The organism is Arthrobacter sp. SAFR-179, assembly GCF_059414945.1.
In genome coordinates this window covers 81,157-107,533 of sequence record NZ_JBPFDM010000001.1, presented here as the reverse complement: position 1 = coordinate 107,533, position 26,377 = coordinate 81,157, and the positions used below count along the sequence as shown (strand labels likewise).

Here is a 26,377-nt window from a genome sequence, read left to right as displayed (position 1 = left end):
ACTTCCCTTCGCAGGGCCCCACGAACCACCAAAGCCCAATGAGCCAGCTCAGTCTGCTGCGAAAGAGCAGGCCCGGAACATGGAAAAAGTGAATTAGGCCACTCCCCGACCCATCCGCTCTTTGATGCGCTGCGAAGCACTGTTGTCTCCTCTCTGGGGACGCCAACATCACACGGACGTGTATGAGGAGATTTTCCTATGAATAAGTCACTTCGCTTTATGGCAGTCCCCACCCTTGCCCTTGCCGCTCTTGCCCTGTCCGGTTCCCCTGCAATGGCTGCCGATGGCTCTTACCAGTCCACGTTGAAGCAGATCAACGGCAGCAAAGGCTCAGGCACCATCACCCTGGATGTCAAGGGCAACCAGGCCCACGTCGTCCTGAAAGTCTCGGGCATGCCCGCAACCTTCATGGACGCCCCGTACCCGCACGTCCAGCACATCCACGGCGGCGCCAAGGGCACATGCCCCGACCCTTCAGCGGACAAGGACGGCGACATGGTTGTCTCCACCACAGAAGGAGCGCCGTCCTACGGTGGCATCGTCACCACGCTCTCAACCAGCGGCGACACCAGCCCCGCAGCAGGCCTGGACCTGAAGGTCGGCGGACAGGGCGCCTCCTACACGGTTGACCGCACGTTCGAACTGAACGCCGACACCAAGGCAGCACTCGAAGCCGGCACCGCAGTGGTTGTGGTGCACGGCCTTGACCCCGCCACCCTCAGCGCAGCAGGCCAGGCCGCAAAGAGCGACCTCGCCCCCACCCTGCCACTGGCCGCAACCTCGCCGGCACTGTGCGGGACTCTTACCGCCGGCCAGATGAAGATGCCGGCCGGCGGCGCTAACACCGGCGTTGCCACCGAAACCGGCACCGACACCGGAGCCCTCGCCATCGGCGGAGGACTGGCCCTGGTGGCCCTCGCAGGCGGCGCCTACGCCGTCCGCCGCCGCAACGCCGCAGCCTAGCCAGGGCTGAACGGATCAAGTCTGTGACATCCAGGAATTTCGGCCACCGCGGAGGTCCCGGGGCCTCCGCGGTGGCCGGGGTCCTGCTCGCGCTTTCCCTGGCCGGTTGCGCCGCCGGGCAGGCTACAACGGCCGACGACGGACCGGCACCCTCCGCTTCCACCTCACCGCCGGCTTCCCCCGCGGTCACGCCCCCGGTTGCGCCCCCGGCGCCTCCCGCTGCAGCAGAAGTCCCGGCTGGGCCGCAGCAGCCGGCAGTGCTTGGCGCCTCCGCTCCCGTGACCCTGAGCATTGCATCGATCGGGGTCCGGACGGACCTCCTCCACCTGGGACTGGAGGACAACGGCTCCCTTCAAGTCCCGCAGGACAACGGCAACGGAGCCCCCGCGGGCTGGTACAGCGGCTCTCCGACCCCCGGCGAACGCGGCCCCTCAGTGATGTTGGGCCACGTCAATGCCCTCGGAGGCCACAAGGGTGTCTTCGCGGACCTCCGCAAGCTCGCTCCCGGCGCCGAGATCAGCGTTTCGAGGACAGACGGCAGCATCGCCGTGTTCAGCGTTGACCACGGCGCCCTGTATCCGAAAAACGAGTTCCCTACCCTCGAGGTCTACGGCAACACCCCGGGAGCCGAACTCCGGCTGATCACCTGCGATGGCTACGACCCCGCCACCGGACTCTTTGACGACAACTACGTTATCTACGCCAAACTCAAAGCCTGACACCCGCAGCGCCCCTGACCAGGCGCCGGCAGAATTGGATGCGCCATGAAACAGCAAAAGCCTTTACTGGCCTCCGTGGCCTTGTCCGCTCTGCTGCTTTCCGGTTGTGCAACAGCGGCGGGATCCGTCACCGCGGCGCCGGACGTTTCGACGGAGGCGGCCCCGCCGGCAGCGTCGCCTGAAGGTAGCCACCACGGCGGACATCACGGAGAGCAGTCCCCGTCACGCGGCGCGACTGCGGAGGGGCCCAGTGCCGCCGCCCTGATGGTCTGCGGTGACCAGCCAAAGGAGAGGCTGCGGTCCATCCTGGACCTGGGCTCGGACCCGCACACGATCAATAGCTGGGCAGACAGCACCTTCACCTGCACCTACCACCTGGCCGAAGGAGCGTTGGTCGTCTCCGTCCAGGAGGCCTCGGACAAGGTATCGGCACTGAAATACTTCGATGCGATGCAGGCCTTGGCCAAGGGCGCTGCACCCATCCAAGGCCTGGCTAACCTCGGTTTCCCGGCCTACGAAACTACCGATGGGTCCACCGTGTTCCAGAAGGACAGCTTCGTGCTGAAGGTGGACGCCTCCAATTTGCCCGCCACTTTGGGACCGGAAAGCATCACCCGGAACGCCCTGGCCTACCAGCTCTCCACCACCATCCTGGCCTGCTGGGTGGAGCACCACTAGCCCCTCCCCCGGAACTGCATGCTCCCGGGCCTCCGGGGCCGGTAACTACCGGCGCGGCAGCGTCCTCGACGGCCAAACCCACCACGTCTCAGCCACAGCCATAGCCGCCCAACTCAGGGACTTATTCACCTCCGGGACTTAGCCCGCCGCCGTCGTACATTCATGCCCAGCCCGCCACGGAGCGCTTAGCGTGCCGCGAAGAACTCCGCAACCAACTTTTTCGGTGCCCGTGCCGCGCAAGCGTCAATGAGGATCTCCTCCAGTTCGTCGCGTGCAATCTCACCCAGGCGCGACTCCCGGATCAGCGTCATCGGGGACGACGATAACCAGCATGTCAGTTAACAGCTCACCCGTGTCCGGGTCTACAGCCGTTTTGTGCGGTGCCCGGTACAGCACAAAGCCGCGCCCTTTAGGTCCATGCGTTCCATGACAAAAAGGTAGCGCCGTTGTGTGATGAGCGTCAGTACGGAGTTTTGCTGGCTGCCCCGTTGACCAGACCCTGGCCGGCTTCAACACGGGGCGGCACAAACCGGTGCGGAAAGACATTTTCGACACTAAAAACCATTTGCGCAGGCCATATTTTGGGGGCGTCGTGGAATATGCGCATCGGGAAATTCAACGAGGTCGCAGCCACATTTCCACATAGCGGGGAGTGCCGGTACCGGCAGGGACGGCTGTCAGCCAGCTTAGGTATATGCCAGACATTCCACGCCTCTTGTTGTCCCGCGACCGCAACCTGTACGGTCTGGTGCCGAATGAGCTCGCCAAGCGGGTGAAGGCCGGCGCACTGGTCCGAGTCCGGCACGGCGTCTATGTTGATGGACCGACGTGGAGGGGGTTGAAGCCATGGGAGCAGTACCGACTCCGCATCCAGGCCGCCGCGGAAACATTCGAGAAGCCAACCGTATTCGCCCGGCACTCCGCGGCCAGCGTCCTGGGAATCCCCACCATCGGCCTTCACCACCCGGTCCAGGCACTCACTTGGAAGAACGACGGCGGAAGGTCACGTGCCGGAGTCAGCCGCCACTTCGCGGCGCGGACTGGCTTAGCGGTGGTCACGGTGGAGGGCCTCCTGGTCACCGATCGCATCCGCACTGTCCTTGACCTGGCCGCGTTCATTCCCTTTACCGAAGCCATCGCGCCGCTGGACCATGTGCTCCGGCGGGACCTGGTCCGGCGTCTGCCCGCGCTGACCAAGACCGACCTGGAGGGCGGGATCGGGTCGATCTACTCCGCCGCTGCTGGCCGCAGGATCCGGTCGGCTATTGCGTTTGCCGATCCCGCATCGGGGTCGGCAGGCGAATCCTGGAGCCGCGCACTGATCCATGTTGCCGGCTTCGACTCCCCGGTCCTTCAACACCGGTTTTCCGACGCCGCCGGGCTGGTGGGCTACACCGACTTCTACTGGAAGGAGTCGAGGGTGGTTGGCGAATTCGATGGCGAGGAGAAGTACCTCAAGCCCGAGTTCCTCAAGGGCCAGACCGCGTCCCAGGCCGTTGTGGCGGAAAAGCAGCGCGAGAACCGGATCCGTGCCCTAGGCATCAACGTAGTGCGGTGGGACTGGGCCGACCTGAAGTCGAGAAGGCTGGAAGACAAGCTGGCAGCGGCCGGTGTGGGCCGCCGTCGTACGCGCTCTGCCATTTTCGACGCGCAAAAGCCGCTGTGACGCGCGTCTTCCTTATCGCACCCGTTATTTAGGTAGCGGTAAGGAACATGCGCAGCGAAAATGCAATTGCCTGTCACGGAACGTGGCTCAGGTGGTCTTCTCCTGAACCGGAGCCCCGGCCACAGTGCCCTGCGTGGCGGCCCAGCTGGCCAGGACCTTCAGCGCGTCCTCTGACGGCGAGCCGGGCTCGGCAGTGTAGATGTTGATCCGTAGCCCAGGATCGGCGGGGAGCTCCAGCGCCTCATAGGTCAGGTCCAGGTCCCCCACGATCGAATGGTGGAGCCGTTTGCGGCCGGCACGGTGGTACTTCACGTCGTGCCGAGCCCAGCGGGTGCGGAACTCCTCGCTGCGCGTGGAAAGCTCCCCGATCAGGTCCGAGAGGTCCTTGTCGTACGGGTTCTTTCCGGCGGTGGACCGCAAAACAGCAACAATATCGTCCGCCGCGCGCTCCCAGTCGGCGAAGAACTCCCGCGACTTGGGGCTCAGGAAAGTGAAGCGTGCGCTGTTGGGCGGGGTGCCGCCGTCGGCCATCATGTCCAGGTACAGGGCCCGGCCCAGCTCATTGGACGCCAGGACATCGCCGCGGTCGTTGCGGACCCAGGCCGGCGCCGCGGTGATCGCATCGATGACCCGCTGCACGCTGGGCCGCACCGTCTGCGGACTCCGCCTCCGCCGCACCCGCGGCGCAGCCGTGGACGCGCGGGCCAGATCGAACAGGTGGGCAGTCTCGGCGTCGTCCAATTGCAAAGCCCGGGCCAGCGCCTCCAGGACGCTGTCCGAGGCGCCGGACAGGTTCCCGCGCTCCAGCCGGATGTAGTAATCGATGCTCATCCCGGCGAGCATCGCCACCTCCTCGCGCCGTAGCCCAGCCACCCGCCGGTTGCCGCCGTACGCGGGCAGCCCGGCATCCTCGGGCGTGAGCCGGGCGCGGCGGGAAGTCAGGAACTTCCGGACGTCATCGCTGTTGGTCATGGCCCCCACGCTACGCGCCGAGCCGGCGCCGAAGGAGGGACTGGCAGTCCCTCCCACAAACCTCCATACCCGAATAGCGTGAAGAGCATGGAACTCAAACTCAACAACGGCATCACCATGCCCGCGCTCGGCCTGGGCGTCTTCCAAAGTCCTCCGGAGGAGACGACGGCGGCAGTCCAGACAGCGCTGGAGGTGGGCTACCGGCACATCGACACCGCCGCCGCGTACGGCAACGAGCGGGAGGTGGGCGAAGGCATCCGCCGCTCCGGCCTGGACCGTTCCGAGGTGTTCATCGAGACGAAGGTGTGGGTCAGCGACTACGGCTACGACGAGGCGCTGCATGCCTGGGCCAAGTCGGCCGGCAAGCTGGGTGTGGATCAGCTGGACCTGCTCATCCTGCACCAGCCCGCCCCGGACCGGTTCGAAAAGACCATCGCCGCCTACGAGGCCTTGGAGACCCTGCTCAAGGACGGACGCGTGCGGGCCATCGGCGTCAGTAACTTTCTGCCGCACCACCTCACGCAGCTGCTGGCGGAAACGTCCGTGGTTCCGGCCGTGAACCAAATCGAGCTGCACCCGTACTTCGCCCAGCGGAACGTCCAGGCGGCCGACGCCGGGTACGGCATCCTCACCCAGGCATGGTCCCCGATCGGCGGCATCACGTTCTACCCGGGCTGGGGCGAGAACCGGAAGAACGTCATGCGGGACCCGGCGATTGCCGCCGTCGCGCAGGCACACGGCAAGACTCCCGCCCAGGTGATGCTGCGCTGGCACCTGCAGCAGGGCCGCTCCGCCATCCCCAAGTCCACCAACCCGGCACGCATCGCGGAGAACTTCGCCGTGTTCGACTTCGAGCTTTCCGCGGCCGAACTCGCGGCAATCGACGCCCTGGACACCAACGTCCGCAGCGGCCCGGACCCGGATGTGGCCCGCCCCGAGCGGTTCGCCATGGTCATCCCCGAAGCCTAGAACCGCCTCTTAGAGACAAGGAACCAGCATGGAATACCGTCCGCTCGGCCGCACCGGTGTGCAGGTCAGCCCCCTCTGCCTCGGTGCGATGATGTTCGGCCCGTGGGGCAACAATGACCGGGCCGACGCCACCCGCATCATCCACCGCGCGCTGGACGCCGGCATCAACTTCATCGACACCGCGGACGTCTACTCCGGCGGGGCCTCGGAGGAGATCGTCGGGGAGGCACTGCAGGGAAGGCGCGACGACGTCTTCCTGGCAACCAAGTTCTTCATGCCCATGGACGAGAAGGACCCAAACCGGCGCGGCGGATCCCGCCGCTGGATCATGCGCGCCGTGGAGGACTCGCTGCGCCGGCTGAACACCGACCACATCGACCTCTACCAGGTGCACCGGCCCAGCCCGGACACAGACGTGGAGGAGACCCTGGGCGCCCTCACCGATCTGGTCCGCCAGGGCAAGGTCCGCTACCTCGGCTCGTCGTCCTACTCCGGTTCGCAGATCGTGGAGGCGCAGTGGGCCTCGCGGGAACGGAATCTGGAACGTTTCGTCAGCGAGCAGCCGCCCTATTCCATCCTGACCCGCGGCATCGAGGAGGACGTGCTTCCCACGGTGCAGCGGCACGGGATGGGCACCCTGACCTACAGCCCGCTGGCCGGCGGCTGGCTCTCCGGCCGGTGGCGGAAGGACTCCGCGTCCCGGCCCACCTCGAGCGCCCGGCCCAGTGCGCGGTTCGACATGGCCCAGCCCGCCAACCAGCGCAAGCTGGACATCGTGGAGGAGCTGGCCCAGGTGGCCGAGTGGGCCGGCGTGACGATGATTGAGCTGGCCATCGCGTTCGTGATCAACCACCCCGGCGTCACCTCGGCCATCGTGGGCCCGCGCACCATGGAGCAGTTGGAGTCCTACCTGCCGGCCGCCGACACCAAGCTGGGCCACGAGGTGCTGGACCGCATCGACCAACTGGTGGCCCCCGGCGTCACCGTCAACCCTGACGACAACAGCTACGGCGCCCACGAACTCACCGCCCAGGCACGACGGCGGCACCGGGCTTAAGCGCCGGACCGCACCTTATTTCCCCATCCCCCTTATGAAAGGAAACCCATGGCAACGTGGCTCATCACCGGCTGCTCCACCGGACTTGGCCGGGCACTGGCCGAAGCCGTGCTCGCGTCCGGGCACAACGCCGTCGTCACCGCCCGGAAGGTGGAAACGCTGCAGGACATCGTGGCCGGCTTCCCGGACACCGCGCTGGCGCTCCCCCTGGACGTCAACGACAAGGCGCAGATCAGCGCGGCGGTGAAGGCCGCGGAGGAGAAGTTCGGCAGCATCGACGTGCTGGTCAACAACGCCGGCTACGGCTACCGCGCCGCCGTGGAGGAAGCGGACGACGGCGACATCCGGCGGCTGTTCGACACGAACTTTTTCGGGGCGGTGGACATGATCAAGGCAGTTTTGCCGGGCATGCGCGCCAACAAGGCGGGCTCCATCCTGAACATCTCCTCCATCGGCGCCCGGATCACGCCGGCCGGCTCGGGCTACTACGCGGCCACCAAGGCGGCGCTGGAAGGCATGTCCGGATCGCTGCGCAACGAACTGAAGCCGCTGGGCATCAACGTCACCGCCATCGAACCCGGCGGCTTCCGGACCGACTTCGCGGGCCGCTCGCTCACCCAGTCCGCGACGCCGATCGACGACTACGCGGACACGGCCGGCAAGCGCCGCAAGGAACACGACACCGCGCACGGCAACCAGCCCGGCGACCCGGACAAGGCAGCCCGGGCGATCATCGCCGTCGTCCAATCCCCCAACCCGCCGGGCCTGCTGGTCCTGGGCACGGACGCTTTCGGTGCCTTCGGTAAGGTGGCCGACGCCCAGCGCGCGGAGCTGGAGCAGTGGCAGGAGCTGAGCACGGGCACCGATTTCACGGACTGACCCAACTGAGTACTAAATACTCATGACACGGCGCGAACCCGGTGCGAGAGTGGACTTGTTCCGTCAACATGTCGAGACAAGTTGGATACCGCACCATGGCAGCAAAACGGCCTCGTTCACGCAGCAAGGGCGGCGGCACCCTCGGGTGTGCCCCGTTCTTCGCCCTCATCGTCATTGCCCTCATCATCCAGTACTGGTGAGTCCTCCTGATTGCCGCGGGCGTGGTGGCGCTGACCGTGGCACTCGTGCACACAGCCAAGGCCCCACCACGTCCGGCCAGGGTGCCGCCGCCCAAGCCGCAACCCGTCATGGCGCCGCCCCGCCAGGTCCTCGGCGGGGATGAGCTGACAGCCCACGTGCGCGCCGCGAAGCAGGCCGGGCGCGTACGGGCCATGCAGGAGTGGGACTACGAATGGATCCGGCTGGCGTACCCGGGGAAGAGCCTTCGCGAAGTCAATGACATCGCGAACGCCCACTTTGCCCGCGGCCGTTCCATCGGTATCAACTGGGACGACCCGTCCGCCCCGTGAGCCAGGCCAACTAGGTAGCGCGAAGTGTCGTTTTGGAGCCCCAGAACGACACTTGGCGCTACCTAGTTGGGAGGGGACTTGAGTGGGGGCAGAGACGGCAGTGTGGTCAGGCTAAGCTGTGCCCGGTGGTGGCGGTAATGCTTGGGCGCCCACTCCAGAATGTCCCGGCGGCTCATCCAGGGCAGGAAATACGGGTCCCAGCGGACGGGCATCGTCATGCCGCGGGCGAGTGCCTGGTTGTCCGCGTGGCTGTACCAGTTGACGATGATCCGCGTGGTCCGGTCCATCATTCCCGTCACGGCCTGCTGCTTGAGAACGCGGCCCCCGGCGGCGCTCCCGGCCCAGTTCACCCAGTTGTAGGGACGTGCGCAGGAGTCCAGGAGCTTGCTCCAGTACCGGGAGGCCGGCGGAGGCAGGCGGGAGAACAGGCCCAGGAGCGGTATCCCCGCCAGTGCGATGTTCTGTCCGAGGGCCATGTGGAAGAGCAGTTGCCGGTTGGTCCACCGCGTTCCGTTGGAGGGCATGTCCAGTTCGCCGCTGCGGGCGCTGGACACGATATTCCGGAGGTCCTCCGCGATCCACAGCAGGTCCGCCTTCACGGGATCACTGTCGGGTGCCATCGGAGCCTCCCGTCCATCGGTACCAGCCGGTCTCCACATCATAGGCTCGCCGTTCCTCACCGCGGGCTCGCAGGCGCAGGATCCGCAGTCCAAAAGGCCCTGCCATACATCGACGGCTATCGATAGCATGAGGCCCATGAAGTTCCTCCAGGATGCGCCCCGGTTCCTCTTCTTCACAGGCAAGGGCGGCGTGGGCAAGACGTCGGTGGCGTGTGCAACGGCGCTCACCCTTGCCGGGACGGGAAAACACGTCCTCCTGGTCAGCACCGACCCCGCCTCGAACGTGGGCCAGGTGTTCGGCCAGACCATCGGCAACACCGTCACCCAGATCAGCGGCGTGCCGGGGCTCCGGGCGCTGGAAATCGACCCCGAGCAGGCAGCCGAAGCCTACCGGGAGCGGATCATCGGACCCGCCCGGGGCGTCCTGCCGGATGCGGAGCTGGCCGGGATCGCGGAGAGCCTCTCCGGTTCCTGCACCACGGAGATCGCGTCCTTCGATGAGTTCACCAGCCTGCTGGCTGATGACAGCAGCTATGGCGAGTACGATCACATCGTCTTCGACACGGCCCCGACCGGCCACACCATCCGGCTGCTGCAGCTGCCTGGTTCATGGACGGACTTCCTGGCGGCCGGCACTGGCGATCCCTCCTGCCTGGGACCCCTCTCCGGCCTCGAGAAGCACAAGCAGGTCTACGCCAAGGCAGTGCAGGCCCTCACGGACCCGGCCCGCACGCGGCTGGTGCTGGTGAGCCGGGCCCAGACGTCTTCGCTGGCCGAGATCGAGCGGACCTACCTGGAGCTCAACCAGATCGGGATAGGCAGCGGGTACGTGGTGGTCAACGGGGTGCTGCCGGACGCGGCCGGCGATGAGGACTTGGCGAAATCACTCCGCGCCCGGGAGGCCGCGGCCCTCGCTGCGATTCCGCGCACAGTGGCCGGCCTTCCGCGTGACGTCCTGGAGCTGAAGCCGGGGAACATGGTGGGGATTCCCGCGCTCGACTCCCTGTTCACCACCGCCCCTGCCGCCCCACGGCAGCCACCTGCAGCGCCGGCTCCAGGTGCGGAAGATGCCCCGCTGGCCGCGCTCGTTGACGAGGTGGAGCGCGATGGCCGCGGCCTGGTGATGTGTATGGGAAAAGGCGGCGTGGGCAAAACAACTGTTGCTGCCGCCGTCGCCATAGCCCTGGCCAGGCGCGGGCATGACGTCCACCTCACCACAACCGATCCGGCCGCGCACCTGACCGAGACGCTCCACGGCTCTGTCCCCGGCCTCACCGTCTCACGCATCGATCCCGAGTCAGCCATCCGCGAGTACCGGGCCCATGTCATGGACACCAAGGGCAGGAACATGGACGATGAAGGCCGCGCTGCCCTGGCCGAGGACCTGATGTCCCCGTGCACCGACGAGGTGGCGGTCTTCCGGCAGTTCTCCAAAGTGGTCCAGGAATCGCGCCGGCACTTCGTGGTGATTGACACCGCACCCACCGGGCACACCCTGCTGCTCCTGGACGCCACAGGTTCCTACCACCGCGAAATCGCCCGCCAGGTAGGCAACACCATGGGCTTCGTGACGCCCCTCATGCGGCTGCAGGATCCGGCGCAGACCAAGGTGGTCCTGGTGACCCTGGCCGAAACCACACCGGTCCTCGAAGCCAAGGAGCTGCAGGACGATCTGGAACGGGCCGGGATTCATCCCTGGGCCTGGGTGATTAACAACTCGATCGCCGCCGCACACCCGCAGACACCATTTCTGCAGGCGCGCGCAGCCAGTGAGCTTGAACAGATTTCACAGGTGTACCAACTGGCGGACCGGGTGGCCCTCATTCCACTGCTTCCCGACGAACCCATTGGCGAAGAAAAACTGTCCGCCCTGACGGCCTACAGTTCCCAGCCCGCCTGACAGTCGCCGGGTTTACAGGGACGCCAGGAGGCCGGCCGTCCGTTCGATCGCGCCGGGGACCAGGGAGTAATAGGCCCAGGTGCCGCGCTTTTCGCGGTGGAGCAGGCCGGCGTCCACCAGGATCTTCAGGTGGTGGGACACCGTGGGCTGGCTCAGGTCCAGCGGCTCGGTCAGATCGCAGACACACGCCTCGCCGCCTCCGGCGCCCTTGACAATCGAGAGCAGCCGCAGCCTGTTGGGATCGGCCAGCGCCTTGAACACAAGGGCCGTGCGCTGGGCTTCCTCCGCATCGAGTGCAGCGTGGCCGGATGGAGCGCAGCAGGCGTCGACGACGGCGGGCTCGACCGTTTGCAGGGAAGTCATGATCCATTATGCACATGGATTGACAATCATCGATATAGTTGCCAATACTTCATATCGACGAATATCAATGTTTCCCCAGGCATTCAAGCCTGGGCAACGACCAGCAGCACAGGAGCCCCGTGAGCACCCAGACTGACCCATCCGCCCGCCTTGACGGTGAGGCTGCCGCCGTCGGCAAGCTCTCCACCCTGGACCGCTTCCTGCCGGTGTGGATCATCGCCGCCATGGCGCTGGGACTGCTGCTGGGCAACGTGATCCCGGGACTGAACACCACGCTCGAAGCCGTCAAAATCGGCGATGTGTCGCTGCCGATCGCCATAGGCCTGCTGGTGATGATGTACCCGGTGCTCGCGAAGGTCCGCTACGACCAGACGCACCGGGTGATCGGTGACCGCAAACTCATGATCACGTCGCTGGTACTGAACTGGGTCCTGGCCCCGGCGTTCATGTTCGCGCTGGCCTGGATCTTCATTCCCGACCTCCCGGAATACCGCACCGGCCTCATTATCGTGGGCCTGGCCCGCTGCATCGCCATGGTGATGATCTGGAACGACCTTGCCTGCGGCGACCGGGAAGCCGCGGCCGTACTGGTGGCCATCAACTCCGTCTTCCAGGTCCTCGCGTTCGGCGCCCTGGGCTGGTTCTACCTCCAACTCCTGCCGTCCTGGCTCGGGCTGCCCACCACCAGCGCGGACTTCTCCTTCTGGTCCATCACCGCCTCCGTGCTGGTGTTCCTGGGAATCCCCCTGCTGGCCGGCTTCCTGACCCGCACCATCGGGGAAAAGACCAAAGGCCGCGACTGGTACGAAGGCGCTTTCCTGCCGAAGCTCGGCCCCTGGGCGCTCTACGGCCTGCTCTTCACCATCACCCTGCTCTTCGCGCTGCAGGGCGGCACCATCACTTCCCGGCCGCTGGATGTGGCCCGGATCGCGCTGCCGCTGCTGGTCTACTTCGTGGTGGTTTTCGGTGCCGGCATGGTGATCGGAAAATGGCTGGGCCTTGGCTACGCGAAAACCACCACACTGGCTTTCACGGCCGCCGGCAACAACTTCGAACTCGCCATCGCTGTGGCGATCGGCACCTTCGGCGTCACCTCCGGCCAAGCCCTGGCCGGCGTCGTCGGACCCTTGATCGAAGTCCCAGCCCTCGTTGCCCTGGTGTACGCGGCACTGTGGGCCCGGACACGCTTTTTCACCCCCACCCACGCCAATGGATGAAACAGAGGACATCGTGGCTGCAACCAACACCCTTCCCGTAGCTGTCATCGGCGCAGGCCCCATCGGCCTCGCCGCGGCGGCGCACCTGCTTGAACGGGGCCTGGAACCGCTGATCTTTGAAGCCGGCCCGGCACCCGCCGCGGCGATCGAGCAGTGGCGGCACATCCGGCTCTTTTCCCCGTGGCAGTACAACACCGACGCCGCCGCCGTCCGCCTGCTCGCCCAAGCGGGCTGGACAGCACCCGGGCCGGCGGAGCTGCCCACCGGCGGGGACCTCATCGACCAGTACCTCACCCCACTCGCCAGCGTGCCCGCCATCGCGTCCCGCCTCCAGACGGGCGCCCGCGTGCTTGCGGTGACCCGGCAGGGCATGGACAAGACCCACAGCCGGAACCGGAACAGCACGCCCTTCCTGGTCCGTGTTGAACACGCCGACGGCGACGTCCGCGACTACCAGGCGGCCGCGGTCATCGACGCCTCCGGCACCTGGTCCACGCCCAATCCGCTCGGAACCTCGGGGCTGCCGGCCATCGGTGAAGCTGCCGCCGCCGCCCACATCTCTTCCCCGCTGCCGGACGTGCTGGGCCGGGAGCGGGCAGCGTTTGCCCGGCAGACCGCCGTCGTTGTGGGCGCGGGACACTCCGCCGCCAACACCCTGCTCAACCTCGCCGACCTCGCAGCCGGGGAGCCCGGAACGAAGATCGTGTGGGCCATCCGCGGCGCGTCCCCGGCGAAGGTCTACGGCGGCGGCGACGCCGACGGGCTCGCCGCCCGGGGCCAGCTGGGCAGCCGGCTCCGCGCCCTCGTCAAGTCCGGCACCGTGGAACTTCACACCGGTTTCGGTATCGCCTCCCTCGCGACCGCTGATGCCGGCGTCACGCTGACGGCCACGGACGGCCGGACCCTCCGCGCCGACGTGGTGGTTCCGGCCACCGGATTCCGTCCGGACCTGAAGATCCTCCAGGAGCTCCGGCTGGAACTGGACCCCGGCGTGGAGGCCCCGCGTGAGCTCGGGCCCCTGATCGACCCGGAATTCCACTCCTGCGGCACGGTGGAACCGCACGGCGCTGCAATGCTCTCCCACCCGGAACAGGACTTCTACATCGTGGGGATGAAGTCCTACGGCCGGGCGCCCACCTTCCTGCTGGCCACCGGCTACGAACAGGTCCGCTCCGTCGCGGCCGCCCTGGCCGGGGACCGCGAGGCAGCGGACTCGGTGCAGCTCGAACTGCCGGAGACCGGCGTCTGCTCCTCTGACATCGGCACCAGCTGTGACGTCCCCGCGGCAGCGTCTGCAGGCTTCGTGGCAGAAACCTCCGGCGGCTGCTGCGGCACCCCCGAGCCGGTGCTCATCGGCTTCCCCACGGGCCTGGCCCACGGCCGCTCCGGTGACGCATGAGCACGGCACCGAAGACCCCCAGCGTCCTGTTCGTCTGCAGCAAGAACGGCGGCAAATCCCAACTCGCCGCCGGACTCATGAACCAGCTGGCCAACGGAACGGTTACCGTGCACTCGGCAGGTACCAGCCCGGGCAAGTCACTGAACGGCCAATCCGTGGAGTCCTTGGCTGAAATCGGCATCGACATCACCGGTGAACACCCCAAACCCATCACCGATGACGTGCTGAACAGCGTGGACGCAGTCATCGTCCTGGGCACGGAGGCGAAAGTCCAGGCTCCCGAGGGCATCCGGTTTGAGGTCTGGGATACGGATGAGCCCTCCAGCCGCGGCATCGAGGGCATGGAGCGCATGCGGCTGGTGCGGGACGACATCAAGGCCCGCGTCCAGAAGCTGTATGCGGAGCTCACCGGGAGCTGAGCTATGCCGGCCCGTGCGCCGTCCCGGACCTTGGCCGCCGCCTGGGCGACGGGCGCCGTACCGGCTGAAAGATTCCGCTTCGGCTCTTGCCGCTGTTCGTTGCCGGGCCAATAGGATGGGGCGCATAGTTAATGGCCGCACACGAAGGGGCGCCCCCGTGATCGAGATCCTCAACCCCTCCGAAGTGGCCCGCGCCCGGGAGACCGGCGCCCTGGTGGCTGACATCCTGCAGGCCATGAAGACCCGCGCCACGGTGGGCACCAACCTCCTGGACATCGACCAGTGGACCAAGGAGATGATCACGGAGGCCGGGGCCGAATCCTGCTACGTGGACTATGCGCCCTCCTTCGGCCGCGGCCCCTTCGGCCACTACATCTGCACCGGCGTCAACGATGCCGTGCTGCACGGGCTGCCCCACAACTATGCCCTGGCCGACGGCGACCTGCTGACCCTGGACCTCGCCGTCGTCAAGAACGGCATTGCCGCGGACGCCGCCATCAGCTTCATCGTGGGCGACTCACAGCCGGCGGAGAGCGTGGCGATGATCGAGGCGACCGAACGCGCCCTGGCCGCCGGGATCGCCGCGGCCGGGCCGAACGCCAAGATCGGGGACGTGTCCTACGCCATCGGCCGCGTCCTCATCGACGCCGGGTACCCGGTCAACACGCAGTTCGGCGGCCACGGCATCGGCTCCACCATGCACCAGGACCCGCACGTGCCCAACACCGGCCGGCCCGGCCGCGGCTTCAAGCTGCGGCCCGGGCTGCTGCTGGCACTCGAGCCATGGATCATGGCGGACACCGACGAGCTGGTAACGGACGACGACGGGTGGACGCTAAGGAGCGCCACCGGCTGCAGGACGGCGCACACGGAGCACACCATCGCCATTACGGCCGACGGCGCCGAGATTCTGACGCTGCCGACGCAAAAGTAGCGTCGGGCCAGGTTTAGCGGCAGGGAGTTTTGTGGGCGGGTTTCAGTAAAGCCGGTTCAGTAGAGGTAGACGTCCACGATGAGGGCGGCGACCGCCGTCACCGCTGCTGTTGCCGCAACGCTGCGGGGCGTATCGCGGCTGCAGGGCCCGGTCATCAGGGCCAGAGCCGTGCCGGCAAAGGTGAAGACACCTGTTCCCGTATCCTGCCAGCTGACCGGAAACGGCGGGAACGGGAGGTCGTGGGAAAACATGCCAATGGCTCCGGTCCAGTTCAGGATGGAATTCCACAGGATGGGCATCAGGAACGCCGCGGCTGCCGCGGTGGCCACGACGCCGGCCCGGCGTTCCCTGCGCACCAGCAGCAGGAGAACCAGCGCGGCAAGGGCGGACAACAGGCGCCCAGGAACATCTCGGGGAGGTTCATCTAAGGCCCCTGGTAACGGACCCCGGACATCATGGATCCAGTGTAGGACCGGGCGGCATGGCAGGGTGGCTGCACCTGAAAGGCCGTGGTCAGAGATCAGCAAGGCCGAGGCCCTGGTCATCCAAACAGGGAGATCGCTTCCCGGCGGGAGCACCGAGGGAACGCAGGCAGGTGCATGACGGTCCCTTGACCGCCGGCATGGCCAGCCAGACGAAGCGCTGCATCTTGTTGTAGGTGCCGAAGTCCAGGACGGCGCCGTCCAGTTTCGGTGCCAGCTCATGGCTGACGCTGATGGCCACGTTCTCCCATCCGGCCTGATCGGTTTCGCCTGCCCCGGTGTCCTCCGGACTGCTGGGAGCGGCGAGCTTGCAGCGCAGGTATTTTCGGGGCTCTGTCCGCGAGAAGTACAACCCCTGCTTCCGGCAGCCTCCGGCGCCCTGGTAGCAGTGCAGCAGCCCGCCGAAGACCTCAATCATCCGCGCCGCTTCGCCAGTGACCGTGAAGCTGCCCTGGCCCGGTACCCGCGCTTCGATACTGTCTCTTGCCGTTTTGGTGTCCATCCAGGTTTTGCTGCCCATCATTCAAGGATAGGGTTATGTGCATAGCTACGCACATTTGCACTTGGAGGGGTCAGGCATGCTTTCGGTTCTTCGGGATACCACGTACCGGCGGTTGTTTGCCGCGCAGGTGGTGGCGCTGCTGGGTACGGGGCTGCTGACCGTGGCGCTGGGTTTGCTGGCGTTCGACCTGGCCGGGAAGGATGCCGGAGCGGTCCTGGGCACGGCCCTGACCATCAAGATGTTCGCGTACGTCGGATTCGCGCCCGTGATCAACGCCGTGGTGGCACGGCTGCCCAAGAAGCCGGTGCTGATCGGCGCGGACCTGATCCGGGCCGGGATGGCGCTGTGCCTGCCGTTCATCACCGAGACTTGGCAGATCTACGTGGTGATCTTCCTGCTGCAGTCAGCCTCGGCCACGTTTACGCCCGCGTTCCAGTCGCTGATCCCGGCCGTCCTCAAGGACGAGAAGGACTACACCCGGGCACTCTCCCTCTCCCGCCTGGCCTACGACATGGAAGCACTGGTAAGCCCGGCCATCGCCGCGCTGCTGCTGACCGTCCTCAGCTACAACAACCTGTTCCTCGGAACGGTGGGCGGCTTCCTGTTCTCGGCGCTGATGGTGGTCCTGACGGTTCTGCCGGCCACCGCCCCCGTCCAGCAGGGCGGGGCGTCCTCGCTCTGGCACCGCACCACCCTGGGCACCCGGATCTTCTGGCGGAACCGGAAACTGCGCTCCTTGCTCGCGTTGAACCTGGTGGTCTCCGCCCCCACCGCGCTGGTGCTGGTGAACAGCGTGGTGGTGGTCCGGCAGGTCCTGCACCGACCGGACACTGACCTGGCCCTGGCACTTGCCTGTTTCGGCGTCGGGTCCATGGTGGTGGCCCTGTCCGCGCCGCGGATCCTGGAGCGGCTGGGCGACCGGACGGTGATGCTTACCGGTGCCGCCGTGATCCCGTTGGCCCTGGCCGGGGCTGCCGTGCTGCTGTTCCTCCCCGCCGGGGATTCGACGTGGTGGTGGCTGCTGGTGCTGTGGTTCGTGCTCGGCGCCGGCAACTCCACCATCCTGACCCCTTCCGCACGGCTGCTGCGGGAGGCGTCCACGGAGGAAACCCGGCCCTACGTTTTCACTGCCCAGTTTTCCCTCTCGCATGCCTGCTACATCATCAGCTACCCAGTGGCCGGCATCGCCGGGGCGGCCGCCGGTTTGGGTCCGGCTTCGCTGGTGCTGCTGATTCTTGCAATGATAGGGACGGCAGGAGCTTTCCTGTCATGGCCGCGGCACATTGACCGGGCGGCCGGACCGACCGAGAGCAGGGAGCAAGGGGATGGGCAGCCAGCCACAGCACGCCACCGGCCCCGCGCCTGACGCGCCTTCGCTGGTCCACCAGGTAGCTCCCGGACCCCAGCTGCTGGAAACGGCCGCCGGGACCCTGCGGATGCTGGCCGAACCCACCCGGCTGCACCTGCTGTGGCAGCTCGCTGACGGGCCCAAGTCCGTCACGGAACTGGCGCAGGCCTCCACCGTGCCCCGGACCGTGGTCAGCCAGCACCTGGCCAAGCTGCGGCTCAGCGGCCTGGTGGACACCCACAGGAACGGCCGGCACATCATTTACTCCCTGCACGACGGGCACCTGGTCCGCCTGATCCGGGAAACGATCAACCACGCGGACCACCGCCTCACCGGCGAACCGACCCACGACTAACCCCCCGCATCCCAGGCGGGCCAACGCAGGAAGGCAGGAGCATGCCCACTCAGGCACCCCTGACCCTGCCGCGCGCCCTCACCGTCACCGGCCTGATCCTGGGACTCGCGGCTGCCGCGCACACCGCCGCGGGCGGGCTCCTGCCCGCTCCTTCCGTGCTGGGGCTGCTGGCCGTCCTGGTTCTGCTCCCGGTCACAGTCCTGGCCCGGCGGCGGCTGGGTCCCGGCTCCATCACCGCAGCACTGACTCTTGGGCAGCTGGCCCTGCATGAGGCGTTCAACACCCTTCCCCAAACCGCCGAACACTGCATGTCAGCGGGCATCGCAGCCTACGGACACCATCAAGCCCAAACCGTCCCAGGCTGCGCCACAGCAGGGACGGGGCTCACGGCCCTGCACGTCCCGGCGCTCCCCGAACCGGCCATGACCGGGGCCCATATCCTGGCCGTGGCGCTGACCGCCCTGCTGCTGGCCCGCGGGGAATCGGCGCTGTGGCGGATGCTGGCCTGGTTCGCGCCCGTCGCCGTGATCCTGCGCGTCAAGGTCCTGCCGCTGTGGGCTCCCCCGGCGGCACCCAGGGTTTCGTTCTTCCCGCGGCTGCACCCGTGCCTGCGGATTCCCGCCCTCCGCGGCCCGCCGGTTGCTTAGGGACTGCCGGCCTCCGCCACCCTGTGATGCCGCGGTCCCAACCGCTGCCAGTCATTTAGTCTTTCTTTGCCTGACCGCACCACGCCGGTGCTTCAGGCTGTCCCGAAAGGACACCCTGCACGTGAAATCCTCATTCCGCCGCGCCCGCACCGCCGGCGCATTGGCTGCCCTCCTTGCCCTGTCCGCCGTTGCCGGCACTGCCCCGGCCCAGGCACACGATGCACTCGCCTCCAGCAGCCCCGCCAACGGGCAAACCATCACCACCAACCCCGGCAAGGTCTCCATCACCCTGAGCAACGCCCCGGACACCCGGCTGCCGGGATCGAACAGCATCAAGGTCACCGCCCCTGACGGGCATGTGGTCAGCGCCGGTGAGCCCACCGTTGACGGCAACACCCTCAGCACGGACGCGGACATCGACCATCCCGGCAAGCACACGGTGGAATGGCGCGCGGTCTCGGCCGACGGCCATCCCATCGACGGGACCTTCAGCTTCACCTACGCCCCCGAAGAAGCAGGCGCTTCCGAAGGAACCGGACACTCTGAAGGGGCCGGGACCCACCAGGAATCGTCGGCTCCCGCCTCGGCGCCGGCAGCTGCTGCCGCAACGACTCCGGAAGCTCAGGCTGCAACGCCCGCCGCAGCGCAGAGCGCTGACAATGCCGGCCTGTTCATCGGGCTCGGGGCCGTTCTGCTGGTCCTCGTGGCCGTGGGCGCCTACCTGATCGGCCGCCGCACGAAAGCGGCGGCAAGCAAGTCCGACTAGACACACAGAACCACGGGGCCCGTCCGGAGCGTCAGCTTCCGGACGGGCCTTTGATTCTTCACGGTCCTGAAAACCGCGACTTCACGCCCGGGCCCTGCTGACGATCCAGGCGGATCTATACACGCGACATCACCGGTGCAACACTGCATCGATGAACATACGTGAGTGGTGGCCGCTGATCCCTGGGGAAACACGCGGCTGGCTCATCGCCCACAATGGCGAACCGCTGCCGCCGCACGTCATCTCCGACATCAAGGCAGCTACCGGCGGCACGGCCGATGCTGACTGGGCTGTCGAGACATTGGATGGCCCGCAACTGTCCGACGAGGCCGTCGATTGGATCGAGGCTGTCGCCAACGATGAAGAGCCGACGACCGGGTGACACCTTCGCTGTGAGCAGCGGGGCCAGCCGCCGGTCCACCTATTCCGTTCCGGCCACCTTGCTGCGGCGTTCCAGGAGCAGGGTGTCCTGCCAGTGGCCTGCCTTGGGGCCGTGGCTGATCCTGGCAATCCGTTCCCTGGTTCCCACCACCCGGAAACCGAGGCGCTGGTGCAGGGCAAGGCTTGCCGTGTTCTCCGGGAAGATGCTGGACTGGATGGTCCAGATTCCTGCGGCTTCGGTGGAGTCGATGAGGGCGTTCAGGAGGAGCCGGCCCACGCCCCGTCCGTGCGTTTCCGGCGCAACGTAGATGGAGTGCTCCACGACGCCCCGGTAAACCTCCCGGGAAGACACGGACGATACCGCGGCCCACCCCAAAACCCGGCCCGCGTCCTCGGCGATCAGCCGGTGCCCGGGCAACCGCCCGCCGTCGAACGCTTCCCAGGTAGGTGGCTCGCTCTCGAAGGTGGCCTCCCCCGTGGCGATGCCGGCGGCGTAAATGGCGTGGACCGCGTCCCAGTCCTCCGGGCACATGGGACGGATGGTGACGGGGTTTTGCATGGGTCCCATTATGGTGCCGGAGCACGCGCCCTTTGTCCGCCAGCCACGGAGGCGGGGTGTAAAGAATCCGTCATTAAAACGCCCCTGCCGCCCCGGTTCCGCCGGCACGGCCCTTTGATTGAGCATAGCCAGTGTGTGTTGAGGCAGGGAGCGCAGATGCAGTGGGATGAGGTGCCCGAAGACCGGGGCAGGGTCAGGTTCGCCGCGGCGGCCGGGGCGGTGGAGGGCTACGGCGGCCGCGGACTGAACGGCCGCGCCCTTCATCCGGCTGCGGGTTACCTCTTCCCCGACGAGGACGGCGAGGGCTGGTGGGTCATCTTCCAGCCCTGGCCGTCACCCGGTTCACCCGGGCACAAAGTCCCCGGTGACATCCTCGCCTGCAACGATTCCTACGGTGACATGGTGCATGTAGTGGTGCTGGCCGCGGGCGTTTGGGAGGACGACGCCGGGGCCGCCTTCCGCGTGCACCTCCCGTCAAGCCTCGCGGACGCCGCCCGCGTTGCGGCCTCGGTGCCGCACGTGGCGGGACGGGAGGACAAAGAACGGCGAACGGCGGGCCCTCCCGTCAGCCCACGTGGACCCATGGACGCTGGGTGACATCCGGCACGGCCTCGCGCAGCACCTCCCTGGTCACGGGCGCGATTTCGCCCTCGCCCAGGAACAGGAACCGGACGAGGTTGGTGATGGGGTTGCCCTCCGTCCACCGGAAGTAGATGTGGGGCATCAACCCCGTGACGTCCCTGATGTGCAACAGCACGGAGGCGATGGTGTTGGGGACCACCGGCCCGTGGACTTCGAGGATGTGGTAGCCGTGGCGGTTCACGCCGCGGACATGCAGCTCGGTTTCGAAGTCCGAGGAGTCGTCCACGACGACCTCGAGGAACAGGGCGTCACCGGCGAGCGGGAGGTGGCTGACCTCGATGGCTGATTCGAGTTTGTCCCGGTATGCCTCCGGGGACAGCCGCAGGGGCTCGTGCGCGATGATGGTGATGGGCCCGTCGAGGGTGCTGGACATGAACTCCAGGGCCTGTTGGTCCAGGTGCACCCGGGTGGCGTGCAGTTCAAAGGAACGCCGGACCCTGGACAGCAGTGAGATGACGATGATGCCCAGGATGAACACGGTGGCAATCCGGATGCCTTCCGGGCGTTCGAAGATGTTGGCCACCGTAGTGTAGGCGAATACCACCGAGATGGCGCCGAAACCCAGCGTGAGGTTCCGCTGCCCGCGCCGGCGCGCCGACAGCGTGACGGCGACGGCCGCGGAGGTCATCAGCACCAGGACGCCGGTGGCATACGCACCGCCCTGGGCGTCGACGTCGGCGTTGAAGATGAAGGTGATCAGGAAGCCGATCAGCGTGAAGACGAGCACCAGGGGCCGGACCGCCTTGGCCCAGGCCGGCGCCATGCCGTAGCGCGGCAGGTACCGGGGAACCAGGTTAAGCAGGCCGGCCATGGCGGAGGCGCCGGCGAACCAGAGGATGCCGATGGTGCTGATGTCATAGACGCTGCCGAACCCGACGCCGAGGTACTCGTGCGCCAGGTAGGCCAGGGCACGGCCGTTCGCCTGGCCGCCGGGCTGGAACTCCTGCTCCGGGATGAGGACAACAGTGATGAAGCTGGTGGTCAGCAGGAAGACGCTCATGATCACCGCGGCGGTGGTGAGCATGCGCCGGGCACCCCGGATGCGGCCGGCGGGGTTTTCTTCCGTATCGTCCACATCTCCGCGGACCTGCGGCATCACGGCGACGCCGGTCTCGAAGCCCGACAGGCCCAGCGCCAGTTTGGGGAACACGAGCAGGGCGATGGCCACGGCCATCAGCGGGTTTCCATGGGATACCCATAAGTTGGTCCACCAGTCGCCCATGGCTGCGGGATGGGTGAGGACCTGGGTGAGGGTGGCAACCACCACCACCGCGTTCAGGCCCAGGTAGAGGACCACCAGGACCACGGCGACACCGATGGCTTCCTTGAAGCCGCGCAGGAACACCGCCGCCAGTAGGGCCAGCAGGAAGAGCGTGACGGGGACGTTCTGGTTCTGGAGCCAGCCGGGGGCGACAGGGTTGCCGATGAGGTGGGCGGTGGCGTCGGCTGCCGAAAGGGTCATGGTGATCATGAAGTCGGTGGCGGCGAACCCGAGGAGGACCAGCACCAGGAGCTTGCCTCCCCAACGGGGCAGCAGCCGCTCCAGCATGGCAATGGACCCTTCACCGCGGGGGCTCTCACCGGCAACCCTCCTGTATACCGGCAGGGCGCCCAAAAGGGTCACCGCCACCAGCACCAGGGTGGCCAGCGGGGAGATGACCCCGGCCGCCAGTGCCGCGATGGCCGGCTGGTAGCCGAGTGTGGAGAAGTAGTCCACACCGGTGAGGCACATGACCTGCCACCAGGAATGTTTCTTCTCGTGCTGGGTGGGCACGCCTCCCGGGCCTTGGTGGGCACCCTTGCTGTCCTGCAGCCCAAACAGCAGCCAGTCCTGGAGTGCCCTCCTGCCGTGCGGATGGGGCGCGGAAGGATCCGCGGGGGGCCTGCTCAACGTGGTCATCTTTGCCTTTCCGCGCTGCCCGATGCAGCGCGACCACTGCGAAGCTAGCACCGGCAAAAACTGCTGACCTGTGAAAAGGGACTTTATTGACGAATCCTTTACGCGTGATTTACGACGGCGGGCAGGCCCTTCCGCGGCGCGTCACGGTTCGAAGCGGTACCCCATACCGGCTTCCGTCAGCAGGTGCCGCGGCCGGGCCGGGTCTGCCTCCAGTTTGCGCCGCAGTTGGCCCATGTAGACGCGCAGGTAGTGGGTCTCGGTGTCGTAGCCGGCACCCCATACCTTCCGGAGCATCTGCTGCTGCGTGATGAGCCGCCCGGGATTGCGCACCAGCAGTTCCAGGATGGCCCACTCGCGCGGGGTGAGGCGGACCTGTTCCCCCGCACGGGTCACCTTCCGCTTCGCCAGGTCCACCTCGAAATCCCCCACGTCCACTGCAAGCGCAGTGTCCGCCACTTCCGGCGTCCCGGCCCGCCGGCCGGCCACCCGCAGCCGCGCCAGGAGTTCGTCCAGGCCGAACGGTTTGGTCACGTAGTCATCCGCGCCGGCGTCCAGGGCCCGGACCTTGTCCACGGATCCGTGCCGGGCTGACAGCACGATGATGGGCATACCGCTGGTGCGGCGGATCCTGGTGATCACGTCCACGCCGTTGATGTCCGGCAGGCCCAGGTCCAGCACCATGGCGTCCGGGTGGCCGGCCTCGGCGTACTTCAGTGCGGTCATCCCGTCCAGGGCAGTGAGCACCCGGTAGCCTTCCGCTTCCAGGTTGACCTGGAGGGCGCGCAGGAGCTGCGGTTCGTCGTCAACGATCAGTACGGTCCTCACGAGGTGCTGGTGCCTTCTTTCCCGGGTACGTTCGCCACGGCCGGTCCGGCCGAAAGGGGCAGGCGGATAATCATCGTCAATCCTCCGCCGGGGGTGGGCTCTGCCAGCAGCTGGCCGCCCATGGCCTCGGTGAAGCCTTTCGCGACGGCGAGGCCAAGCCCCATGCCGAGGCCATCGGGCGCGTCATCGAGGCGCTGGAAGGGCTGGAACATGCCCTCGACGGCGGCAGCGGGCACGCCCTGCCCGTGATCGACGATGCGCAACTCGCCGAAGGGGGTGCCGCCGTCGTCCGCTGCGTGGGATCCGCCAGGGACACCCACGATGGCAACATCGGACGACGGCGCGTATTTCAGGGCATTCTCGACGATGTTGGCGATGACCCGCTCCAGCATTCCCAGATCAGCCTGCACGGCGGAAATGTTGGGGGCGAGGTCAACCCGGACGCGGTCCGCCGGCAGGCCGCGCAGGGCGTCTTCGACCGCGTCGCCCCACGTGACCGGGGCGGTCAGCGGAGCGGCCGAACCGCTGGAGATCCGGGACATGTCCAGGAGGTTGGAGATCAGCGCGTCCAGGCGCTCGGTGTAGGACTCGATGGTTTCGAGCATCTCGGCCTGCACCTCTGCCGGCAGTCTGCGGCCTTGCCGCCGGAGCGCCGTAACGGCCAGCTTTATCCCCGCCAGCGGGGTCCGCAGGTCATGGCTGACGGCACGCAGGATGGCGGTACGGACGCTGTTGCCCTCGGCCAGTTTCGTGGTGCTCTGCAGCGTCCGCTGAAGGGCATGGCGTTGGCGCAGCAGCAGGAGATGGGCCCCGTGGGCGGCCAGGAGGAGCCGGTCACCGGCCGTGAGGATCCGCCCGGAGAGGACCAGCGCGGTCCCGGCATCGGGCAGTTCCACGCTGTCGGTCAAGGCTGCAGCATCCGGGAAGGGAGGCGGAGCGTCACCCGAAAAGGCCTGGAGTGCCCATGCGGCCTCCCCGTTCCCGGAGGTAGTAAAGAGCCCAGCGGACCTGACCTGGAAGGTCTCCCGGACCTTGTCCATGAACGCCGCGACGGTGTCGTCGGCGAGCAGGGCATCATGGGCGAGGTCAGCGAGGGTGGCGGCTTCCGCGCGTGCACGTGCCGCCTCCCGGGCGCGCCTGGCGGACAGTCCCACCACCAGCGACACAGCCACAGCAGCGCTCAGGAAGACCAACAGCGCGAACACGTTCTGGGGGTCACTGATGTTGAAGGTTCCCACCGGGTCCGTCTGGAAGTAATTGAGCAGCAGCGAACCCAGGACCGCCGCGAGTACCGCCGGCCACAGGCCGCCGATGAACGCCACCGCCATCACCCCGGTCAGGTGGACCAGCGCATGCGTGGCCAGGTTCAGTTCCGGGCTGACGGACAGCAGCAGTGTCAGCAGGACCGGAAGGAGTACGGCGAGGACGAAACCGACAGCGGTGCGCCTGCGGCTGAGCGCGGCGTGCGCCGGCTCCGGCAATCCAGGTCCGCCCTGCTGATGGGACACGATGTGCACGTCGATATCACCCGAACCGCGGACCACTTTTGCGCCTGTACCGGCGCCAAAAACCCGGTTCCAGACGCGTCCGGGCGAAGCACCGATGACTATTTGCGTGGCGTTGACGCTCCGGGCAAACTCCAGGAGTGATGCTGCAGGTTCCTCGCCGGAAACCGTGTGGGAGGTTCCGCCGAGGTCGGTGACCAACTGCCGCTGCGCGTCCAGCAAACGGCCCGGGCCTGCGCTGCGACCCTCGGCCCGCCGCACATGGACGGCCAGCAGGTCCCCGCCGCGGACTCTGGACAGGATGCGGGACGCGCGCCGGATCAGCAGTTCCCCTTCCGGGCCCCCGCTAAGTCCCACGACGATCCGCTCACGGGCGGGCCAGGTAGCGGTGATGCCTTGGCTTGCCCGGTAATCCGCGAGGCCTTCATCCACCCGGTCGGCCAACCAGATCAAGGCGATCTCACGGAGGGCAATGAGGCTGCCCAGGCGATAGTCGCCGGCTAGGGCCGCGTCGATCCTTTCCTTCGGGAATACCTTTCCGTCAGCCACCCTTTGGCGCAGCAGTTCCGGTGATATGTCCACCAGCTCCATATGGTCGGCACGCCGCACCACAGCATCCGGGACCGCGCCCTCCCCCGGCTGGTCGGTGATCGCGGTGACAACGTCCTTCAGCGAGGCCAGGTGCTGGACGGCCAGGGTGGTAAGCACGTCGGTTCCGGCCGCCAGAAGGTCCTCGATGTCCTGCCAACGGCGTTCATTAGTGCTGCCTTCGGTGTTGACGTGCGCGTATTCGTCGACGACGGCCACTTCCGGCTTCCGGGCCAGCACGGCCTCAACGTCGAGCTCTGGTACCTCTGCCCCGTGGACGTCCGTCAGGAGGCGCGGCGGCACAACGTCGAGCCCGTCAAGAAGCTGTCTGGTCTCCTGCCTGCCGTGGTCCGCTGCAATGCCGACGGCGACGTTCCTGCCGCAGGCCGCAAGGCGGTGCGCTTCCCGCAGCATGGAGTACGTGGTGCCGGTTCCTGCCGCCGCACCCAGGAAGATCCGAAGCGTTCCACGTGCCATAACCACAGTCTTATCCCCTCCGGCCTGCCGGACCAACTCACCCCGTGCACCGACCCGTCGGCAGGGCTACGATAGGTCCACCGCGGCCCGGACGTGGTGGGCCACGGCGATCAGA

General features: G+C 67.1%; 28 protein-coding genes. 19 read left to right on the top strand and 9 right to left on the bottom strand.

Going from position 1 to position 26,377, the window contains the following annotated elements; all coding sequences use genetic code 11:
* Nucleotides 1–198 precede the first annotated feature (198 nt).
* From ACR65K_RS00570 to ACR65K_RS00555, 4 genes are all read left to right on the top strand, one after another.
* A complete protein-coding gene (locus tag ACR65K_RS00570) occupies nucleotides 199–963 on the top strand; it encodes an LPXTG cell wall anchor domain-containing protein (protein ID WP_440150918.1) in 765 nt (254 codons plus the stop codon).
* A gap of 23 nt (nucleotides 964–986) precedes the next feature.
* Nucleotides 987–1,682 carry a sortase domain-containing protein gene (locus tag ACR65K_RS00565; RefSeq protein WP_440150917.1) on the top strand — a complete coding sequence of 232 codons (696 nt, stop codon included), beginning with the start codon at nucleotides 987–989 and terminating at the stop codon, nucleotides 1,680–1,682.
* 45 nt (nucleotides 1,683–1,727) lie between these two features.
* Nucleotides 1,728–2,360: an RAD23 family protein gene (locus ACR65K_RS00560; RefSeq protein ID WP_440150916.1), complete on the top strand. Its 633-nt coding sequence runs from the start codon at nucleotides 1,728–1,730 to the stop codon at nucleotides 2,358–2,360.
* 694 nt (nucleotides 2,361–3,054) lie between these two features.
* Nucleotides 3,055–4,026, top strand: coding sequence for a hypothetical protein (locus ACR65K_RS00555; protein WP_440150915.1), 972 nt, complete (start codon nucleotides 3,055–3,057; stop codon nucleotides 4,024–4,026).
* Nucleotides 4,027–4,113: 87 nt separating this feature from the next.
* On the opposite strand, the gene ACR65K_RS00550 is transcribed toward ACR65K_RS00555, so the two are convergent.
* Nucleotides 4,114–4,998 carry a helix-turn-helix transcriptional regulator gene (locus ACR65K_RS00550; protein WP_440150914.1) on the bottom strand — a complete coding sequence of 295 codons (885 nt, stop codon included), beginning with the start codon at nucleotides 4,996–4,998 and terminating at the stop codon, nucleotides 4,114–4,116.
* Nucleotides 4,999–5,085: 87 nt separating this feature from the next.
* On the opposite strand from ACR65K_RS00550, the gene ACR65K_RS00545 reads away from it, so the two are divergent.
* From ACR65K_RS00545 to ACR65K_RS00530, 4 genes are all read left to right on the top strand, one after another.
* Nucleotides 5,086–5,967 (top strand): aldo/keto reductase, encoded by an 882-nt coding sequence (locus tag ACR65K_RS00545; protein WP_440150913.1) that lies wholly within the window; start codon nucleotides 5,086–5,088, stop codon nucleotides 5,965–5,967.
* Between the two features lie 28 nt (nucleotides 5,968–5,995).
* Nucleotides 5,996–7,024 carry an aldo/keto reductase gene (locus tag ACR65K_RS00540; protein ID WP_440150912.1) on the top strand — a complete coding sequence of 343 codons (1,029 nt, stop codon included), beginning with the start codon at nucleotides 5,996–5,998 and terminating at the stop codon, nucleotides 7,022–7,024.
* 48 nt (nucleotides 7,025–7,072) lie between these two features.
* Nucleotides 7,073–7,903, top strand: coding sequence for an oxidoreductase (locus ACR65K_RS00535; protein WP_440150911.1), 831 nt, complete (start codon nucleotides 7,073–7,075; stop codon nucleotides 7,901–7,903).
* 236 nt (nucleotides 7,904–8,139) lie between these two features.
* Nucleotides 8,140–8,433 (top strand): hypothetical protein, encoded by a 294-nt coding sequence (locus ACR65K_RS00530; protein ID WP_440150909.1) that lies wholly within the window; start codon nucleotides 8,140–8,142, stop codon nucleotides 8,431–8,433.
* 62 nt (nucleotides 8,434–8,495) lie between these two features.
* On the opposite strand, the gene ACR65K_RS00525 is transcribed toward ACR65K_RS00530, so the two are convergent.
* Nucleotides 8,496–9,053, bottom strand: a complete 558-nt coding sequence (locus ACR65K_RS00525) for a DinB family protein (RefSeq protein ID WP_440150908.1) — start codon at nucleotides 9,051–9,053, stop codon at nucleotides 8,496–8,498.
* Nucleotides 9,054–9,189: 136 nt separating this feature from the next.
* Between ACR65K_RS00525 and arsA the strand changes: the two genes are divergently transcribed.
* On the top strand, nucleotides 9,190–10,953 hold the full coding sequence (gene arsA, locus ACR65K_RS00520) for an arsenical pump-driving ATPase (RefSeq protein WP_440150907.1): 1,764 nt from the start codon (nucleotides 9,190–9,192) through the stop codon (nucleotides 10,951–10,953).
* Between the two features lie 12 nt (nucleotides 10,954–10,965).
* Here the strand turns inward: arsA and ACR65K_RS00515 are convergent, their stop codons facing one another.
* Nucleotides 10,966–11,316, bottom strand: a complete 351-nt coding sequence (locus ACR65K_RS00515; protein ID WP_440150906.1) for an ArsR/SmtB family transcription factor — start codon at nucleotides 11,314–11,316, stop codon at nucleotides 10,966–10,968.
* Nucleotides 11,317–11,435: 119 nt separating this feature from the next.
* Between ACR65K_RS00515 and arsB the strand changes: the two genes are divergently transcribed.
* The 4 genes from arsB to map all read left to right on the top strand — a co-directional run bounded on the left by arsB (nucleotide 11,436) and on the right by map (nucleotide 15,285).
* On the top strand, nucleotides 11,436–12,533 hold the full coding sequence (gene arsB, locus ACR65K_RS00510) for an ACR3 family arsenite efflux transporter (protein ID WP_440150905.1): 1,098 nt from the start codon (nucleotides 11,436–11,438) through the stop codon (nucleotides 12,531–12,533).
* Nucleotides 12,526–13,932, top strand: a complete 1,407-nt coding sequence (locus ACR65K_RS00505; RefSeq protein WP_440150904.1) for an FAD-dependent oxidoreductase — start codon at nucleotides 12,526–12,528, stop codon at nucleotides 13,930–13,932. Before arsB ends, ACR65K_RS00505 begins: the two co-directional genes overlap by 8 nt.
* Nucleotides 13,929–14,351: an arsenate-mycothiol transferase ArsC gene (locus tag ACR65K_RS00500; RefSeq protein ID WP_440150903.1), complete on the top strand. Its 423-nt coding sequence runs from the start codon at nucleotides 13,929–13,931 to the stop codon at nucleotides 14,349–14,351. Before ACR65K_RS00505 ends, ACR65K_RS00500 begins: the two co-directional genes overlap by 4 nt.
* A gap of 157 nt (nucleotides 14,352–14,508) precedes the next feature.
* Nucleotides 14,509–15,285, top strand: coding sequence for a type I methionyl aminopeptidase (gene map / locus ACR65K_RS00495; protein ID WP_440150902.1), 777 nt, complete (start codon nucleotides 14,509–14,511; stop codon nucleotides 15,283–15,285).
* 56 nt (nucleotides 15,286–15,341) lie between these two features.
* Here the strand turns inward: map and ACR65K_RS00490 are convergent, their stop codons facing one another.
* Nucleotides 15,342–15,677, bottom strand: a complete 336-nt coding sequence (locus ACR65K_RS00490; RefSeq protein WP_440150901.1) for a hypothetical protein — start codon at nucleotides 15,675–15,677, stop codon at nucleotides 15,342–15,344.
* A gap of 121 nt (nucleotides 15,678–15,798) precedes the next feature.
* Nucleotides 15,799–16,287 (bottom strand): peptidase, encoded by a 489-nt coding sequence (locus tag ACR65K_RS00485; protein WP_440150900.1) that lies wholly within the window; start codon nucleotides 16,285–16,287, stop codon nucleotides 15,799–15,801.
* Nucleotides 16,288–16,345: 58 nt separating this feature from the next.
* Here ACR65K_RS00485 and ACR65K_RS00480 point away from each other — a divergent pair, with 58 nt between their 5' ends.
* From ACR65K_RS00480 to ACR65K_RS00460, 5 genes are all read left to right on the top strand, one after another.
* Nucleotides 16,346–17,635: an MFS transporter gene (locus ACR65K_RS00480; RefSeq protein ID WP_440150899.1), complete on the top strand. Its 1,290-nt coding sequence runs from the start codon at nucleotides 16,346–16,348 to the stop codon at nucleotides 17,633–17,635.
* Nucleotides 17,595–17,972, top strand: a complete 378-nt coding sequence (locus ACR65K_RS00475) for an ArsR/SmtB family transcription factor (RefSeq protein ID WP_440150898.1) — start codon at nucleotides 17,595–17,597, stop codon at nucleotides 17,970–17,972. The genes ACR65K_RS00480 and ACR65K_RS00475 overlap by 41 nt, the downstream gene beginning before the upstream one ends.
* Nucleotides 17,973–18,013: 41 nt before the next feature.
* Entirely contained in the window at nucleotides 18,014–18,619 is a 606-nt protein-coding gene (locus ACR65K_RS00470) for a hypothetical protein (RefSeq protein ID WP_440150896.1), read from the top strand.
* A 121-nt stretch (nucleotides 18,620–18,740) separates the two neighbouring features.
* Nucleotides 18,741–19,385 (top strand): copper resistance CopC family protein, encoded by a 645-nt coding sequence (locus tag ACR65K_RS00465; protein WP_440150894.1) that lies wholly within the window; start codon nucleotides 18,741–18,743, stop codon nucleotides 19,383–19,385.
* A 151-nt stretch (nucleotides 19,386–19,536) separates the two neighbouring features.
* Nucleotides 19,537–19,767: a hypothetical protein gene (locus ACR65K_RS00460; RefSeq protein ID WP_440150892.1), complete on the top strand. Its 231-nt coding sequence runs from the start codon at nucleotides 19,537–19,539 to the stop codon at nucleotides 19,765–19,767.
* A gap of 39 nt (nucleotides 19,768–19,806) precedes the next feature.
* Here the strand turns inward: ACR65K_RS00460 and ACR65K_RS00455 are convergent, their stop codons facing one another.
* Entirely contained in the window at nucleotides 19,807–20,325 is a 519-nt protein-coding gene (locus tag ACR65K_RS00455) for a GNAT family N-acetyltransferase (protein ID WP_440150891.1), read from the bottom strand.
* 156 nt (nucleotides 20,326–20,481) lie between these two features.
* Here ACR65K_RS00455 and ACR65K_RS00450 point away from each other — a divergent pair, with 156 nt between their 5' ends.
* Nucleotides 20,482–20,922: a hypothetical protein gene (locus ACR65K_RS00450; RefSeq protein ID WP_440150890.1), complete on the top strand. Its 441-nt coding sequence runs from the start codon at nucleotides 20,482–20,484 to the stop codon at nucleotides 20,920–20,922.
* Here the strand turns inward: ACR65K_RS00450 and ACR65K_RS00445 are convergent.
* From ACR65K_RS00445 to ACR65K_RS00435, 3 genes are all read right to left on the bottom strand, one after another.
* Complete coding sequence (locus ACR65K_RS00445) at nucleotides 20,891–22,867, bottom strand: APC family permease (RefSeq protein WP_440150889.1); 1,977 nt, start codon at nucleotides 22,865–22,867, stop codon at nucleotides 20,891–20,893. The genes ACR65K_RS00450 and ACR65K_RS00445 overlap by 32 nt on opposite strands.
* Nucleotides 22,868–23,008: 141 nt before the next feature.
* Complete coding sequence (locus ACR65K_RS00440; RefSeq protein WP_440150888.1) at nucleotides 23,009–23,692, bottom strand: response regulator; 684 nt, start codon at nucleotides 23,690–23,692, stop codon at nucleotides 23,009–23,011.
* Entirely contained in the window at nucleotides 23,689–26,262 is a 2,574-nt protein-coding gene (locus tag ACR65K_RS00435) for a DUF4118 domain-containing protein (protein ID WP_440150887.1), read from the bottom strand. Before ACR65K_RS00435 ends, ACR65K_RS00440 begins: the two co-directional genes overlap by 4 nt.
* Between the last annotated feature and the right edge of the window lie 115 nt (nucleotides 26,263–26,377).